Annotated in this window: 11 protein-coding genes and 1 riboswitch; of the genes, 8 read left to right on the top strand and 3 right to left on the bottom strand. The window is 73.5% G+C overall.

Annotation, left to right across the window (positions count from 1 at the left end):
* The first annotated feature begins 39 nt into the window (after positions 1 to 39).
* Positions 40 to 2,022, top strand: coding sequence for a thioredoxin domain-containing protein (locus tag ACR9E9_RS08535; RefSeq protein ID WP_435198051.1), 1,983 nt, complete (start codon positions 40 to 42; stop codon positions 2,020 to 2,022).
* A gap of 4 nt (positions 2,023 to 2,026) precedes the next feature.
* Here the strand turns inward: ACR9E9_RS08535 and ACR9E9_RS08530 are convergent, their stop codons facing one another.
* Positions 2,027 to 2,629: a histidine phosphatase family protein gene (locus ACR9E9_RS08530; RefSeq protein WP_435198050.1), complete on the bottom strand. Its 603-nt coding sequence runs from the start codon at positions 2,627 to 2,629 to the stop codon at positions 2,027 to 2,029.
* A 39-nt stretch (positions 2,630 to 2,668) separates the two neighbouring features.
* Between ACR9E9_RS08530 and ACR9E9_RS08525 the strand changes: the two genes are divergently transcribed.
* From ACR9E9_RS08525 to ACR9E9_RS08510, 4 genes are read left to right on the top strand one after another with little or no spacing between them, the layout of a single operon-like run.
* Positions 2,669 to 4,141, top strand: coding sequence for a cobyric acid synthase (locus ACR9E9_RS08525; protein WP_435198049.1), 1,473 nt, complete (start codon positions 2,669 to 2,671; stop codon positions 4,139 to 4,141).
* Positions 4,138 to 4,938, top strand: coding sequence for a precorrin-6A synthase (deacetylating) (gene cobF, locus ACR9E9_RS08520; protein ID WP_435198048.1), 801 nt, complete (start codon positions 4,138 to 4,140; stop codon positions 4,936 to 4,938). Before ACR9E9_RS08525 ends, cobF begins: the two co-directional genes overlap by 4 nt.
* 9 nt (positions 4,939 to 4,947) lie before the next feature.
* Positions 4,948 to 5,685 carry a mycothiol-dependent nitroreductase Rv2466c family protein gene (locus ACR9E9_RS08515; protein ID WP_435198047.1) on the top strand — a complete coding sequence of 246 codons (738 nt, stop codon included), beginning with the start codon at positions 4,948 to 4,950 and terminating at the stop codon, positions 5,683 to 5,685.
* Positions 5,686 to 5,705: 20 nt separating this feature from the next.
* A complete protein-coding gene (locus tag ACR9E9_RS08510) occupies positions 5,706 to 6,197 on the top strand; it encodes an SRPBCC family protein (RefSeq protein WP_435198046.1) in 492 nt (163 codons plus the stop codon).
* Positions 6,198 to 6,202: 5 nt separating this feature from the next.
* Here the strand turns inward: ACR9E9_RS08510 and bluB are convergent, their stop codons facing one another.
* Together bluB and cobN are read right to left on the bottom strand one after the other, a co-directional pair.
* Positions 6,203 to 7,924 carry a 5,6-dimethylbenzimidazole synthase gene (gene bluB / locus ACR9E9_RS08505; protein WP_435198045.1) on the bottom strand — a complete coding sequence of 574 codons (1,722 nt, stop codon included), beginning with the start codon at positions 7,922 to 7,924 and terminating at the stop codon, positions 6,203 to 6,205.
* On the bottom strand, positions 7,921 to 11,586 hold the full coding sequence (gene cobN, locus ACR9E9_RS08500) for a cobaltochelatase subunit CobN (protein WP_435198044.1): 3,666 nt from the start codon (positions 11,584 to 11,586) through the stop codon (positions 7,921 to 7,923). The genes bluB and cobN overlap by 4 nt, the downstream gene beginning before the upstream one ends.
* An 83-nt stretch (positions 11,587 to 11,669) precedes the next feature.
* A riboswitch (cobalamin riboswitch) is annotated at positions 11,670 to 11,731 on the bottom strand.
* A 49-nt stretch (positions 11,732 to 11,780) separates the two neighbouring features.
* Here cobN and ACR9E9_RS08495 point away from each other — a divergent pair.
* Genes ACR9E9_RS08495 through ACR9E9_RS08485 form a run of 3 tightly spaced genes read left to right on the top strand, consistent with a single transcriptional unit; the run spans position 11,781 to position 15,129 of the window.
* A complete protein-coding gene (locus tag ACR9E9_RS08495; RefSeq protein ID WP_435198043.1) occupies positions 11,781 to 12,887 on the top strand; it encodes a cobalamin biosynthesis protein CobG in 1,107 nt (368 codons plus the stop codon).
* Positions 12,887 to 13,555, top strand: a complete 669-nt coding sequence (locus tag ACR9E9_RS08490) for a precorrin-8X methylmutase (protein WP_435198042.1) — start codon at positions 12,887 to 12,889, stop codon at positions 13,553 to 13,555. Before ACR9E9_RS08495 ends, ACR9E9_RS08490 begins: the two co-directional genes overlap by 1 nt.
* Positions 13,552 to 15,129, top strand: a complete 1,578-nt coding sequence (locus tag ACR9E9_RS08485; RefSeq protein ID WP_435198041.1) for a precorrin-2 C(20)-methyltransferase — start codon at positions 13,552 to 13,554, stop codon at positions 15,127 to 15,129. The genes ACR9E9_RS08490 and ACR9E9_RS08485 overlap by 4 nt, the downstream gene beginning before the upstream one ends.
* Positions 15,130 to 15,161 lie beyond the last annotated feature (32 nt).

The following is a 15,161-nucleotide window of genomic DNA, read 5'->3' as shown; positions in this document are numbered from 1 at the left end:
GCATGTCGTGACACGGGACTCGGGTGAGACGGTGGGGACATGGCCAATCGACTCGCCGACAGCCTCTCCCCCTACCTGCGCCAGCACGCCGACAACCCGGTCGACTGGTGGGAGTGGGGCGACGAGGCCTTCGCGGAGGCGCGGCGGCGGGATGTGCCGATCTTCCTGTCCGTCGGGTACGCCGCGTGCCACTGGTGCCACGTCATGGCGCACGAGTGCTTCGAGGACGAGCAGGTCGCGGCGGCCCTGTCCGCGGGGTGGGTGAGCATCAAGGTCGACCGCGAGGAGCGGCCGGACATCGATGCGGTCTACATGCTCGCGACGCAGGCGCTCACCGGTCAGGGCGGCTGGCCGATGACCGTGCTCATCACCCCGGACGGCGAGCCCTTCTTCGCCGGCACCTACCTCCCGAAGCCGCAGCTGATGCAGCTCCTCGACGCCGCCGGCACCGCGTGGCGCGATGATCGCGAACGCCTGGGCGACAGCGCCTCCCAGATCACCAGCCGTCTTGCGGACATCGCCGACCCGGGGACCGGGTCGCCCGTCGACGACGAGCAGGTCGCGCTGGCCGTCCACTCCCTGCGGCGCACCTTCGACGACGCCCGCGCGGGCTTCGGCGGGGCGCCGAAGTTCCCGCCGTCGATGACGCTCGAGCACCTGCTGCGGCACCATGCGCGCACCGACGACCCGGACGCGCTGGCGATGGTCGAGCGCACGGGCGAGGCGATGGCCCGGGGTGGTATCCACGACCAGTTGGCGGGGGGCTTCGCGCGCTACAGCGTCGACGCCGAGTGGGTGGTGCCGCACTTCGAGAAGATGCTCTACGACAACGCCCTGCTCCTGCGCGCCTACACCCACTGGTTCCGCGCGAGCGGCCACCCCCTGGCGGGCCGGGTGGCCGGGAGCACCGCGGACTTCCTCCTGCGGGACCTGCGCACGGACGAAGGGGGCTTCGCCTCCGCCCTCGACGCGGACACGATCGTCGACGGGCACAGCATCGAGGGGGCGACCTACGTGTGGACGCCGGCCCAGCTCGTCGAGGTCCTCGGCGAGGCCGACGGCGCCCGGGCGGCGCACCTGCTGGAGGTGACACCGGAGGGCACCTTCGAGCAGGGGGCATCGACCCTGCAGCTGCTGCGCGACCCCGAGGACCCCGCGTGGTGGGAGGGCGTGCGCACGCGACTGCTCGCGGCGCGTGACGGCCGCCCGCAGCCCGCCCTCGACGGCAAGGTCGTCACGGGCTGGAACGGCCTGGTGATCGCCGCCCTCGCTGACGCGGGCATCACCCTCGAGCGACCCGACATCGTCGAGGCGGCCTCTGCCGCAGCGCAGCTCGTCCTCGACCGCCACATCGTCGACGGGCGGCTGCGTCGCACGTCGCTCGCCGGTCGGGTCGGCACGGCGCCAGCGGTCCTCGACGACCACGGCAACCTCGCCGAGGGCCTGCTCGCCCTGCACCGTGCGACGGGCGACACCGCGTGGCTCACCCACGCCGCGACGGTGATCGACCTCGCGGTCGAGCTCTTCCACGACGTGGACGGCTGGCACGACACCCCCGTCGACGGGGAGGTCCTCATCACCCGGCCCCGCGGGCGCACCGACAACGCCGAGCCCTCCGGGGTGTCGGCCATCGCCGGAGCGCTGCTGACCCACTCCGCGATCACCGGCTCGCCCGAGCACCGCTCACTGGCGGAGGAGGCCGTGGCCTCCCAGTCGCGGATCATCACCCACGACCCGCGCTTCGCGGGGTGGGCCCTGGCCGTGGCCGAGGCGATGCTCTCCGGTCCGCTGCAGGTGGCCGTCGTCGCCGAGGACGAGGCGGGGGCGGCCCCCCTTCGCCGGGTCGCGGAGGCCTCCCCCACTCCGGGACTCGTCATCGTCTCCGGCCGACCGGACGCCCCCGGCGAGCCCCTGCTCGCCGACCGACCTCTCGTCGACGGCCGACCGGCGGCCTATGTGTGCCGGGGCTTCGTCTGCGATCGACCGGTCACGGAGGCACGCGAGCTGTCAGCGCTCCTGTAGCTCGTCAGTCGACGACCTCGAGGGTCGTCACCGACCCGGGCTCGATGGGCTCGTCCCAGTCGATCTCCCGGTGCGAGCGGGAGCGCAACCACGCCAGCGCGGCCCGGATGGTGTGCTCGTGGCTGACGACGACGAGGTGCTCGGGCTGCTCGATGAGCGCCGGGGCGAACCAGTCACCCACCCGCTCGAAGACGTCCTGCATGGACTCGCCACCACCCCAGCGGATCTCACTGATGTGCTCGCCCTCCGGCACGGTCTGCGCGCGAAGGGAGGAGGCCGCCTCCCCTTCGAGCTCACCGAGGGCCTGCTCTCGCAGGCCGGCCTCGTTGCGCACCGAGGCGCTCCACCCGCTGGGCCGCAGGGCCACGGAGATGATCTCCGCGGTCTGCAGGGCGCGCATGAGGTCGCTCGTCCACAGGGACAGCGAGCGGTGGCCGCCGGGGACGCCGAGGCGGGCACCGAGGGCGAGACCACCCCGGGCCGCGTCCGCGCGGCCGGCCTCGGTGAGCACCGGCTCGCTGACCCCCCGGTGGGCACCCTGGAGGAGCCCGTCACGGTTCCACGTCGACTCCCCGTGACGGATCAGGTGCACGTGGGTCGGACTCACGGTGCCCACGGTAGTGGTCCTTTCGTAGAGTGGCGCCTCGTGAGCGGACTGCTGATCACCGGGACCTCCTCCGACGCGGGCAAGTCGCTCGTGACGACGGGGGTCTGCAGGGTGCTCGCCCGGCGCGGTCTGTCCGTGGCCCCCTTCAAGGCGCAGAACATGTCGAACCACTCGATGGTCTGCCGGGACGGCACGGAGATCGGCCGCGCGCAGTACCTGCAGGCGCAGGCGGCCGGGGTGGTCGCCACGTCCGCGATGAACCCGGTGCTGCTCAAGCCCGGGAGTGACCGCCGGGCCCACGTGGTGGTCCGGGGCCGACCCGCCGGCGAGCTCATGGCCGGGGAGTACGCCACCGGGCGGGCCCACCTGGCGCAGGCCGCCTTCGACGCCTACGAGGAGCTCGCCGCCGCCCACGACGTCATCGTCTGCGAGGGCGCCGGGTCCCCGGCGGAGATCAACCTGCGGGAGGGCGACTACGTGAATCTTGGTCTGGCCCGACGCTTCTCGATGCCCACGATCCTCGTCGGCGACATCGACCGCGGCGGGGTGCTGGCCTCGCTCTACGGGACGTGGGCGCTCGTCGACGACGCCGACCGTGCGCTCCTGGCCGCCTACCTGATCAACAAGTTCCGCGGCGACGCCTCGGTGCTCGAGCCGGGGCTGGTGGAGATCAGCCGGCGCACCGGGATGCCCAGCCTCGGTGTCCTGCCGTGGCTGCAGGAGGTGTGGCTGGACTCGGAGGACGCCCTGTCGGTGGGCTCGTGGGGCGCCGGCGACGACGGGGTGGCGAGCGACCGTCGCCTGTCGGTCGCGGTGGTGCGCCTGCCGCGCACGTCGAATGCCACGGATGTCGACGCCCTCGCGGCGGAGCCCGGTGTCGACGTGCAGGTGACGCGGGACGCCGACACCGCGCGGGAGGCCGACCTGCTCGTCCTGCCCGGCTCCCGGGCCACCGTCTCCGACCTCACCTGGCTGCGACGGTCCGGGCTGGCAGGGGTGGTGCTCGAGCGGGCGCGGCGGGGGGCGCCGGTGCTCGGGATCTGTGGTGGCTACCAGATGCTGCTCGACGAGATCGACGACGACGTGGAGGACGAAGGGGGCGGGCCCGCCACCGCGGCACCCGTCCCCGGTCTCGGCCTGCTGCCGGGCCGGGCGGTCTTCGGCGCGGACAAGGTGCTCGCTCGCCCCAGCGGCACGTGGCGTGGGCACCCGGTCGCGGGATACGAGATCCACCACGGTGTGGTCACCCCCTCCGGAGGTGAGGACTTCCCCGGCGGGCACGCGCTCGGCGCGGTCCGCGGCTCGATCTGGCACGGGACGCTGGAGTGCGACGACTTCCGCCGCGCACTCCTCGCGGACGTCGCCCACGTGCGCGGTTCGGCCTGGACCGCCTCGGCGGGGGCCACGCCCTTCGCCGCACGCCGGGAGGGGATGATCGACATCCTCGCCGACGCCCTCGAGACCCATGTCGACATCGATGCTCTCCTGGCCATCGTCGGGGGGGAGCGTTGAGCGCCGCCGTCACCCGCAGGATCCACGTCATCGGGATCGGCGCCGGGTCCCCCGAGCACGTCACCGCTGAGGCGGCCACGGCGCTGGCGGAGGTGGACGTCTTCCTCGTGGCGGACAAGGGTGGCGCCACGGACGAGCTCGTCGCGGTGCGCCGCGCGATCTGCGACCGGTTCATCCCCGCCGGTCACGCCTACGAGTTCGTCACCGTGCCCGACCCGACGCGGGGCCCGGACGCCGAGCGCGACCCGCAGACCTATGCGCAAGGGGTGCGGGACTGGCACGCGGCCCGTACCGACGCCTACGTGCGGATCATCGAGGGACTGCCGGCCGACGCGGTCGTCGGCTTCCTCGTCTGGGGCGACCCGGCCTTCTACGACAGCACGATCCGGGTCGTCGATGCGATCGGTCGACAGATCGAGGCCGCGGTGCGGGTCATCCCGGGCATCTCGGCCTTCCAGACCCTTGCCGCCGCGCACGGGGTCGTGCTGCACCGGGTCGGCGAGCCGGTGCACATCACGACCGGGCGCCGGCTCGTCGAGGAGTGGACCCGCGCCGAGACGGCCGGCCTCGCCCTCGGGAGCGTCGTCGTCATGCTCGACGGCCACCTGCACTGCCGGGAGCTGACCACCACCCACCCGGACACGCTCATCCACTGGGGCGCCTACGTCGGGATGCCCCAGCAGGAGCTGCGCTCGGGTCGGCTCGCGGACGTCATCGACGAGATCATCGACCTGCGCGCCCGACTGCGCCGGGAGCACGGCTGGGTCATGGACGTCTACGCGCTGACACCGTCCTAGGGTGGGGCCATGGACGCCGACATCAACTTCTACTTCGATCCGGTCTGCCCCTTCGCCTGGATGACCAGCAAGTGGGTGCGCCAGGTGCAGGCGCAGCGCGACTACACCGTGGACTGGCGCTTCATCTCGTTGCGTCTGATCAACGCCCAGGTCGACTACGACGCGCACTTCCCCCCGGAGTACGAGGCCGGGCACACGGCCGGGCTGCGGCTGCTGCGGGTGGCTGCCCGGGCCCGGGCGGAGCACGGTCGTGAGGCGATGTCACCGCTGTACGCGGCCTTCGGCGCGCGCATCTTCGACACCGCACCGGACCCCGTCGATGCTCGCCCGGAGTCCGAGCGGCGTGAGCGGCGCGGGACGCGAGAGTTCGTGGAGCCGATCCTGGCCGAGGCGGGCCTGCCGCTGGAGCTGGCGGCCGCCGTCGACGAGGAGTCGTGGGACGAGGAGATCCGGCAGGAGACGGACGAGGCGCTCTCCCTGACCGGCAAGGACGTGGGCACGCCGATCATCCACTTCCAGCCACCCGAGGGCGTGGCCTTCTTCGGCCCGGTGATCAGCCGCCTGCCCAGCGAGGACTCTGCGCTGCAGCTGTGGGACCACGTGGTCGGGCTCGCGGCCTTCCCGGGGTTCGCCGAGCTCAAGCGCAGCATGCGTGAGCTGCCGCAGCTGGCCGGACTGGGAGTCGAGACGGGCGCGGTCGGTCAGCAGGAGGACTGGCACGGCGGCAGCCGACGACAGAAGAAGTGAACGAGGGTCAGGGGACCAGCATGAGCACGACCGGCATCCGCCGTCACCAGGAGTCCGTCAGCGTCCAGGCCTCGCCCGAGGCGCTCTACGACCTCGTCTCCGACATCACCCGCACGGGCGAGTGGAGCCCGGTGTGCACCTCGTGCTGGTGGGACGAGGACGGCGAGGCCGGCCGGGTGGGAGCGTGGTTCACCGGTCACAACGAGGTGCCCGAGCGCACCTGGGAGACCCGTTCGCTCGTGGTGGCGGCGGAGCGCGGCCACGAGTTCGCCTGGGTGGTCGGTGGCAGCTACGTCCGCTGGGGCTTCACCTTCGTCCCGACGCCGACGGGGACGGAACTCACCGAGTCCTGGGCCTTCCTTCCCGACGGGATCGCGATGTTCCGGGAGAAGTTCGGCGACCGGGCGGACGACGAGATCGCCGACCGCACCGACCAGGCCCTCGCGGGCATCCCGCAGACCCTCGCCACGATCAAGCGGATCGCCGAGGGGGGCGGACCCGGGGCGGTCTGACCCGCTCAGCCCGTCCGGGCGGCGACCCGGCGCACGGCCAGGCCCTGCAGGACGAGCGAGGCGGCGAGACAGGCGCCGACCCCCTCGCCGGAGCGCAGCCGCAGGTCGAGCAGCGGCTCGAGCCCGAGCTCGCGCAGGATCAGCGCATGCGCCCGCTCACGGCTGACGTGCCCCGCGAGCAGGTAGCCCTGCGCGCCGGGCTCGAGGCGGGCGGCGATGACACCCGGCAGGGAGGCCGCGAGGCCGTCGAGGAGGACCGGCGCCCCGGACGAGGCGGCGCCCAGCGTCACCCCGGTGAGCAGGGCGATCTCCGGTCCGCCGACGGCAGCCAGCAGGCGAAGGGGGTCGCGCTCCCCCTGCGTGCGGGCCAGGGCCGCGGCGACGACCTCGCGCTTGCGCGCGACCATGGCGGCGTCCGAGCCGGAGCCGAGGCCGACGGCGTCCTGGGGCTCGAGGTCGAGCAGGGCGCAGGCGAGCGCGGCGGCGACGGTGGTGTTGCCGACGCCGACCTCACCCAGGCAGACCAGCCCGGTCGCGGCTGCGTCGGTCCCGATGCCCCGACCGGCGGCGATCAGCTCCTCGACATCGGCGACCGACAGGGCATCGGTCGACGCGAGGTCGCCTCGCTCCCCCGTCGGCCGGGCATCGCGCGCACCCGGGATCGGTTGTGCCACACCGGCATCGGCAGCGACGACGGCGAGCCCGGCGCCCACCGCAGTCGCCGCCCCGAGGGAGGTCCCGGCCACGGTCGCGGTGAGCACGTCCGCGGTGCTCGACGGCGGGAAGGCGCTCACCCCGAGAGCCGTCACCGGGTGGTCCGCGCCGGCGAGCACGAGCGTGCCGCCGGTGAGGTCGCCGCCGCCGACGGCGAGCACACGGCTCAGGGCCCGGTCGAGGACGCCGAGCGACTCCGGCGGTGTGAGCAGCTCGTCCGCGGCGTCGGTGGCGCCGACCAGTCGATCTGCCCCGGGGCCCCGCAGGTGCGAGACCGGTCGCTCCGGCGCTCTCTCGTCAGCGGGCCAGCGATCGCGCAGCACGACCTCGGCGAGGGGGGTCCTCCTCGACCAGGCGGCCCGCTCCAGGCCCGGTGACGGGGGCCGCTCGTCCGGCCAGCCCAGGCACAGCCAGCCCAGGGTGAGCACGTCCTCCGGCAGGCCGAGCAGGTCGGCGAGCTCGTCGGGGTCGAAGAGCGTCACCCAGCCCATGCCGAGGCCGTGGGCCCGGGCCGTGAGCCACATGTTCTCGATCGCCGTCGCACAGGACCACAGGTCGGCGTCGGGGAAGGTCGCCCGGCCGAGGACACCCGTGGCAGGCGTGCGCCGGTCGCACGCGACGACGATGCCGACGGGCGCCTCGCGCAGGCCCTCGAGCTTGAGGTCGAGCATGCGCGCCGCGCGCTCGGAGGAGAGGTGCTCGGCCTGCTCGAGTCGCGCCCGGTCGGCCATGTGCGCCGCCCGGTCCCGAGTCGCCGGGTCGGTCACGACGACGAATCGCCACGGCTGGGAGTGCCCGACGCTCGGGGCCCGGTGACCGGCCTCGAGCACCTCGGTCAGCAACGGCTCGGGTACCGGGTCGGGCCGGTACCGGCGGATGTCCCGTCGCCCGGCGACGACGGCCGCGAGCGCCTCGGTGACGGCCTCGCCCATCGCCCACCCGGCCGGGTCCGAGTGCCGCTCGCGGGCGCTCGTGCGGTCACCGATGCTCGGGACCGGCCGTGTGTACCTCACTCGTCGCCCTCGAGGTCACCCTCGATGTCGAGGTAGACCTGCTGCATCGCGGCGACGACGTCCGGCTCGGGCTCCTCCCACAGGCCGCGGTCCGCGGCCTCGGTGAGCTTCTCGACGATCCCGCGCAGGGCCCACGGGTTGGCCCGGCGCATGAACTCCTGGTTGGCCTCGTCGAGGACGTAGTCCCGCGCGATCCGGTCGTACATCCAGTCGTGGACGACCCCGGCGGTGGCGTCGAAGCCGAAGAGGTAGTCGACGGTCGCCGCGAGCTCGAAGGCGCCCTTGTACCCGTGCCGCTGCATCGCGGAGATCCACCGCGGGTTGACCACGCGGGAGCGGAAGACGCGGTTGGTCTCCTCCTGCAGGGTGCGGGTGCGCACCTGGTCCGGCGAGGTCGAGTCGCCGACATAGGCCTTCGGCTCGGCGCCGGTGAGCGCGCGGACGGTGGCGACCATGCCCCCGTGGTACTGGAAGTAGTCGTCGGAGTCGAGGATGTCGGACTCGCGGTTGTCGACATTCTTCGCCGCGACCTGGATGCGGCGGTAGGTGCGCTCCATGTCCTCGGCGGCCGGCTTGCCGTCGAGGTCGCGGCCGTAGGCGTAGCCACCCCACGCGGTGTAGACCTGCGCGAGGTCGTCGTCGCTGCGCCAGTTGCCGGACTCGACCACCTGGAGGATGCCGGCGCCGTAGGAGCCCGGCTTCGAGCCGAAGATCCGTGTGCGCGAGCGGCGCTCGTCGCCGTGCTCCGCGAGATCGGCTGCGGTGTGGGCGCGGACGTGGTTGTCCTCGGGTGCCTCGTCGAGGCCCGCGACCAGCTCGACCGCGTCGTCGAGGAGGGCGATGACGTGCGGGAAGGCATCGCGGAAGAATCCGGAGATGCGCACGGTGACGTCGACGCGCGCCCGGCCCAGCTCCTCGAGCGGGATCGGCTCGAGACCGGTGACCCGGCGGGACTGCTCGTCCCAGACGGGCGTCACGCCGAGCAGCGCGAGCACCTCACCGATGTCGTCACCGGAGGTGCGCATCGCCGAGGTCCCCCACATCGACAGGCCGACGGACGTCGGCAGCTCGCCGGTCTCCTCCCGGTAGCGCTCGAGCAGCGAGTCGGCCATCGCCGTGCCGGTCTGGTACGCCAGCCGCGAGGGGATCGCCTTGGGGTCGACGGAGTAGAAGTTGCGCCCGGTGGGCAGCACGTTGATCAGGCCGCGAAGGGGGGATCCGCTCGGCCCCGCGGGGATGTAGCCGCCGTCGAGGGCGTGCAGCACCATGGTCAGCTCCCGGTCGGTCGCTTCGAGGCGCGGGACGACCTGGGTGGCGGCGAACTCGAGGACACGCGTCACCTCGGTCACCGTCCCGGGCGCCAGGTCGGGCTCGGCCGCTGCCACGACGGAGCTCGCCGCGTCGGCGCGCCAGTCCGCGGCGGCGAGCGCCTCGACGAGGTGACGGGCCCGCCCTTCGACCGCATCGGTCTCGCCGGAGCTCGCGTCCTCGGCGAGCCCGAGGGCGGCGCGCAGCCCGGGGACGGACCCGACCTGGCCGGAGAAGACCTGCGCGGCGCGGAGCACGGCGAGCACGAGATTGACCAGCTCCTCGCCCCGGGGTGCCTGACCGAGCACGTGCAGCCCGTCGCGGATCTGGACGTCCTTGATCTCGCAGAGCCAGCCGTCGACGTGCATGACGAGGTCGTCAAAGCCGGCGGCGTCGTCGAGGTCGACGTCCTCGAGCCCGAGGTCGACGTGCATCTGCGCGGCGTGGATCAGCTGCCAGATCTCGCCGCGCAGCGCGGGCGCCTTGGCCGGGTCCATCGCCGTGACATTGCCGTACTCGTCGAGCAGCTGCTCCAGGCGGGCGATGTCGCCGTAGGACTCCGCGCGGGCCATCGGCGGGACGAGGTGGTCGACGATCGTCGCGTGCGCGCGACGCTTGGCCTGGGTGCCCTCGCCGGGGTCGTTGACGAGGAAGGGGTAGATCAACGGCAGGTTGCCCAGCGCCGCGTCGGTGCCGCACGAGGAGGACATCGCGAGGTTCTTGCCGGAGAGCCACTCGAGGTTGCCGTGCTTGCCGACGTGGACGACGGCGTGCGCGCCGAACTCCTCCTCGATCCAGCGGTAGGTCGCCAGGTAGTGGTGCGTCGGCGGCAGGTCCGGGTCGTGGTAGATCGCGATCGGGTTCTGCCCGAAGCCGCGCGGCGGCTGCACGAGCAGCGCGACATTGCCGCGCACGAGGGCCGCGGTGACGATCTCCCCCTTCGCGTCCCGGGTGGTGTCGACGAAGACCTCGCCGGGCACCTCGCCCCAGTGCTCGATCATCGCCTCGCGCAGGTCCTGCGGCAGCCGCGCGAACCACTGCGCGTAGCGATCGGCGGGGATGCGCACCTGGGCACCCTCGACCTGCTCCTGGGTGAGCCACTCCTCGTCCTGCCCGCCGGCGGCGATGAGCTCGTGGATCAGGGCATTGCCGCACGTCGTGTCCGGCGCCTCGCCCTCGATCGACGGGAGCGGGTCCATGCCGATGAAGCCCTCTCCGACGTCGTAGCCGGCCGCCCGCATCTCCCGCAACAGGCGGATCGTCGAGACCGGGGTGTCGAGGCCGACGGCATTGCCGAGCCGGGAGTGCTTCGTCGGGTAGGCGGAGAGGATGACGGCGATCCGGCGCTCGGCCACGGGCGTGGAGCGCAGCCGGGCGTGGTTGACGGCGATCCCCGCGACGCGGGCGGCGCGCTCGGGGTCGGCGACGTAGTGCGGCAGCCCCTCGTCGTCGAACTCCTTGAAGGAGAAGGCGACGGTGATCAGGCGTCCGTCGAACTCGGGGACGGCGACCTGGGTGGCGACGTCCAGGGGGCTCATCCCGTCGTCGGAGTCCTGCCAGTCGGCACGGCCCCAGGTCAGGCACAGACCCTGCAGGATCGGGATGTCGAGGGCGGCCAGCGCCTCGACGTCCCAGGCCTCGTCGTCCTCACCGGCCCCGGCGGTGGCCGGCTTGGTGCCGCCTGCGGCGAGGACGGTCGTCACGAGCGCGTCGAGGGTGCCGAGGTGCTCGAGCAGGCCCTCGGGGGCGTCACGCAGGGAGGCCGAGTGGATGAGCACCCCCTGCCCGCCCGCGGCGTCGATCGCGTCCGCGAGGGCATGTGCGTAGTCGGTGTTGCCGGCCGCGTACTGGGCCCGGTAGATGAGGACGCCGACGCGGGGACGACGCGGCGTCGCGGTCAGGGCGGACGGCTCGGCGCGCTCGAGGAGGCCCCACTGCGGCAGCTCCTGCGGCGGGTCGAAGACCTCGCCGGTGAGGAGCAGCGTGTCGCCGAGGAAGGCGTGCAGCTGGGTGAGGTTGGCCGGGCCGCCCTCGACGAGGTACCGGTGCGCCTCGGCCGCGGTCCCCGGTGCCACGGTGGACAGCTCCATCAGGGCCGCGTCCGGCTCCTGGGTGCCGCCGAGGACGACGAGGGGTGCGGTCGCGGCGCGCAGGTCGTCGAATCCCTCCCACAGTCCCTGCGGGCTGCCGAGGTAGCGGACGAGCACGATGTCGGCGCCGCGGACGCGCTCGGCGATCTGCTCGCCGGTCAGCCGTGCCGGGTTGCCGACGACGTAGTCGGCCCCCTCGTCCGCGGCGGCGCGAGCGCTCAGCAGGTCGGTGTCGGAGGTGGACAGCAGGGCGACGGTCGGCACGTCGTGAGCTCCTCAAGCGGGGTTCCGCGCCCCGCGGTCGAAGGGAGGGACCCGCGCCTGGCGCGCGAGCCGATCGACCCGTCGTGTCTGACTCGCGAATGCTCGCTCACAGTGGCGGGACCGTCCCGGAGTTGCACCGGGTTCCGACGAGATCGATCGTTGGCAGCCTAACCCGCCGCGTATGCTGCGGCCGCGTGACCTCCCCTTCGCCTTCCCGCAGCGGCGCCGACCGGTGCCCCGGGTTGCTCGCCCCCTTCGTCTCCGCGGACGGAGCGATGGTGCGGCTGCGGCTGCCCGGGGGCCGGGTCGACGGTCGGACCGTGGCTGAGATCTCTTCTCTTGCAACGCGCTACGGCGATCCTGCGCTGACGCTGACCTCCCGCGGGAGTCTGCAGCTGCGGGGCCTGCCGGACCCGCTCCCCCGTGCCCTGATCGACGCGATCGGCGACCTCGGGCTCATCCCCTCCGGCGACCACGACAGGGCACGCAACATCGTCGCCGACCCGGTCGGGTCGCTCGATGACCTCATCGCGGCGCTCGACGAGGGGCTGCTGGCCGACCCCGGGCTCGCCGGACTGCCGGGGCGCTTCCTCCTGGCCGTCGCCGAGCCGGACGGCCCCGCCCTCGCGGAACCCTGGGACATCGCGATCGTGGACGACGGGAGCGCCGCCCGCGTCGTCGTCGACGGCCGTGCCACGACGGTCCCCAGGGGGCAGGTGCCAGCCACGGCGCTCGAGCTGGCCCGGCGCTTCCTCGCCGCCCGTGTCGACGAGCGGACGTGGAACGTCCGGGACCTGCCGGCGGACCTCCGGGTCGGGTTGCTGCCCGGTGGCGCTCCCTTCGTCGCCGATCCTGCCGGGCCGCCTGCGCCGGGTGCGCTCGGCGACGATCTCGTCGTGCTCGTGCCCCTGGGGCTGCTGACGGCCGAGCAGGCGGGGGCGCTGGCCGGACCTCGAGGCCCGAAACCACTGCGGCTCACCCCGTGGCGCTCGATCGTCGTGCCGGGCGGGGCGGGCCGGGCTGCTGACGTGGCTGCGACGGGGCTGGTCACCACGCCCGACTCGCCGTGGACCGTCCTCACGGCGTGCGCGGGGTCACCGTCGTGCGCCCGCACGGACACCGCCACCCGGGACCTCGCCCGGTCCGCTGCCGCCCACCTCGACCCCGCGGGCACACCCGTCCACGTCATCGGCTGCGACCGTGCGTGCGGCCATCCGACCCGCGCGCACGTCACCTCGCTGAACCCGACCTCGGCCGCCGACGTCGTTGCGGCACAACACTCTTCGATCCGGAAGGCCTGATGAGCTCCCTTCACCAACCCACCCGTCGCTACGACTACGTCACCGACGGCCAGGAGATCTATCGCCGCTCCTTCGGGATGATCCGCGAGGAGGCGGACCTGACCGGACTGCCGACGGACCTGCACGGTGCCGCCGTGCGGATCATCCACGCGGCCGGGGACGTCGGCATCACCACCGAGGTCGCCGCCCACCCCCGGGTCGCCGCCGCGGCGCACACCGCCCTGCTCGGCGGGGCGCCGATCCTCACCGACAGCACCATGCTCGCCTCGGGTGTCACCCGTCGGCGCCTGCCCGCCGACAACGAGGTGATCTGCACCCTTCGCGACGAGCGGGTGCCCGGGCTCGCCGCGGCGTGGGACACCACCCGCGCCGCCGCAGCGGTCTCCCTGTGGGGCGAGCACCTCGAGGGCTCCGTCGTCGCCATCGGCAATGCCCCGACGGCCCTGTTCCACCTGCTGGAGATGCTCCACGAGGGCTCTCCCCGGCCGGCCGCGATCATCGGCATGCCGGTGGGCTTCGTCGGCTCCGCGGAGTCCAAGGTCGCCCTGGCCGAGCTGGACCTGCCCGACGGCCCGGTGCCCTGGCTCGTCGTCCACGGCCGACGCGGTGGGTCCGCGATGGCCGCCGCGGCCCTCAACGCCCTGGCCAACCCGGACGAGCTGGCATGAGCAGCCCCACCACCGGGCGCTTCTACGGCGTCGGGATCGGCCCCGGTGACCCGGAGCTGATCACCCTCAAGGGCGCCCGACTCATCCGCGAGGCCGACGTCATCGCCTACCACGCGGGCGTCGACAAGCAGTCGATGGCGCGGTCCATCGCCGCCGACCTCATCCCCGAGGGCGCCATCGAGGAGGAGCTGCGCTATCCGGTGACCACGGGGATGACCGACCATCCGGGCGGCTACTACGGGGCGATGGCGGACTTCTACGACGAGTGCTGCGCGCGGCTGGAGACCCACCTCGCGGCCGGGCGGACCGTCGTCGTGCTCGCGGTCGGCGACCCGCTCTTCTTCGGCTCCTTCATGTACGTCCATGACCGGCTCAGCCCCCGCTACCCCACCGAGGTCGTCCCCGGCATCACCTCGCTGTCGGCGGCCACCGCCGCCGTCGCGACCGGGCTGTGCCGCCACGAGGACACGCTGACCGTGCTGCCCGGCACCCTTCCCGTGCCCGAGCTCGCCCGCCGGCTCGCCGACACCGACGCGGCGATCATCATGAAGCTCGGGCGCACCTTCGGCGGGGTCCGCGAGGCGTTGCGCCGGGCAGGGATGCTCGAGCGAGCCGTCTACGTCGAACGCGCCTCCGGCGCGGGGGAACTCGTCATTCCCGCCGCCGAGGTCGAGGAAGGTCGGGTGCCGTACATGTCGCTCGTCGTCGTCCCCGGCGCAGACCTGCGCTCGGACGCCGCCGGGCGGGCCGCGGACTTCGCCCGGCTCACCGCGACCGCGGACGAGGTGGCGGTCGCTCCCGCTCCCTCGCGACTCCCTTCGTCCACGCCCGGCACCGTCCACGTCGTCGGTCTCGGCCCCGGACCGGACCGCTGGCTCACGCCCGAGGCAGCCGAGGTGCTCGCCTCCGTGGCCCACGTCGTCGGGTACGCGCCCTACGTCGCACGGGTGCCGCAGCGCGAGGGCCTCACCCGGCACGCCTCCGGCAACTCCGTCGAGCTCGACCGGGGACGTCTGGCGCTGGACCTCGCCCGTGGTGGTGAGGACGTGGCCCTCGTCTCGGGCGGCGACGCCGGGGTCTTCGGCATGGCGACGGCGCTCTTCGAGTCCCGAGAGGCTGCGGTGGCGCAGGACGCCGGCTGTGCCGACGTCCCGGTGCACGTCGTGCCCGGAGTGACTGCCGCCCACGCGGCGAGCGCCCTCGTCGGCGCGGTCCTCGGCGGCGACCACGCCCTGGTCAACCTCTCGGACAACCTCAAGCCGTGGGAGGTCCTCGCCGACCGGCTCACCGCGCTGGCCACGCGCGATGTGACGATCGCCGTGTACAACCCGCGCTCACGCTCCCGACCGGACACCCTCGGAGCCGCCCGGGACCTGCTCGTCGAGTCCGTCGGCCCCGAGCGGGTCGTCGTCGTCGCCCGGCACGTGGGACGGGACGAGGAGTCCGTCTCGGTGACCACCCTGGGCGACCTCGACGTGGAGTCCGTCGACATGGGGTGCCTCGTCGTCATCGGCGCCTCGAGCACCCGGGTCACGGCCGACGACCGGGTCTGGACGCCGCGCTCGGTGGACTGACCTGACGGCATGCTGCGCACCCGTGTCCCGAT

This window comes from Janibacter sp. GS2 (genome assembly GCF_051200835.1).
In the GTDB taxonomy this organism is placed as follows: Bacteria; Actinomycetota; Actinomycetes; order Actinomycetales; family Dermatophilaceae; genus Janibacter.
Note: the sequence above shows the minus strand (reverse complement) of the source record. Positions and strands in the feature narration are given on the sequence as shown.

What these genes read in the sequence shown, in the direction of transcription:
- ACR9E9_RS08535 (WP_435198051.1), top strand. Translation starts at nt 40, where the DNA reads ATGGCCAATCGACTCGCCGACAGCCTCTCCCCCTACCTGCGCCAGCAC.
- ACR9E9_RS08515 (WP_435198047.1), top strand. Translation starts at nt 4,948, where the DNA reads ATGGACGCCGACATCAACTTCTACTTCGATCCGGTCTGCCCCTTCGCC.
- ACR9E9_RS08510 (WP_435198046.1), top strand. Translation starts at nt 5,706, where the DNA reads ATGAGCACGACCGGCATCCGCCGTCACCAGGAGTCCGTCAGCGTCCAG.
- ACR9E9_RS08490 (WP_435198042.1), top strand. Translation starts at nt 12,887, where the DNA reads ATGAGCTCCCTTCACCAACCCACCCGTCGCTACGACTACGTCACCGAC.
- ACR9E9_RS08485 (WP_435198041.1), top strand. Translation starts at nt 13,552, where the DNA reads ATGAGCAGCCCCACCACCGGGCGCTTCTACGGCGTCGGGATCGGCCCC.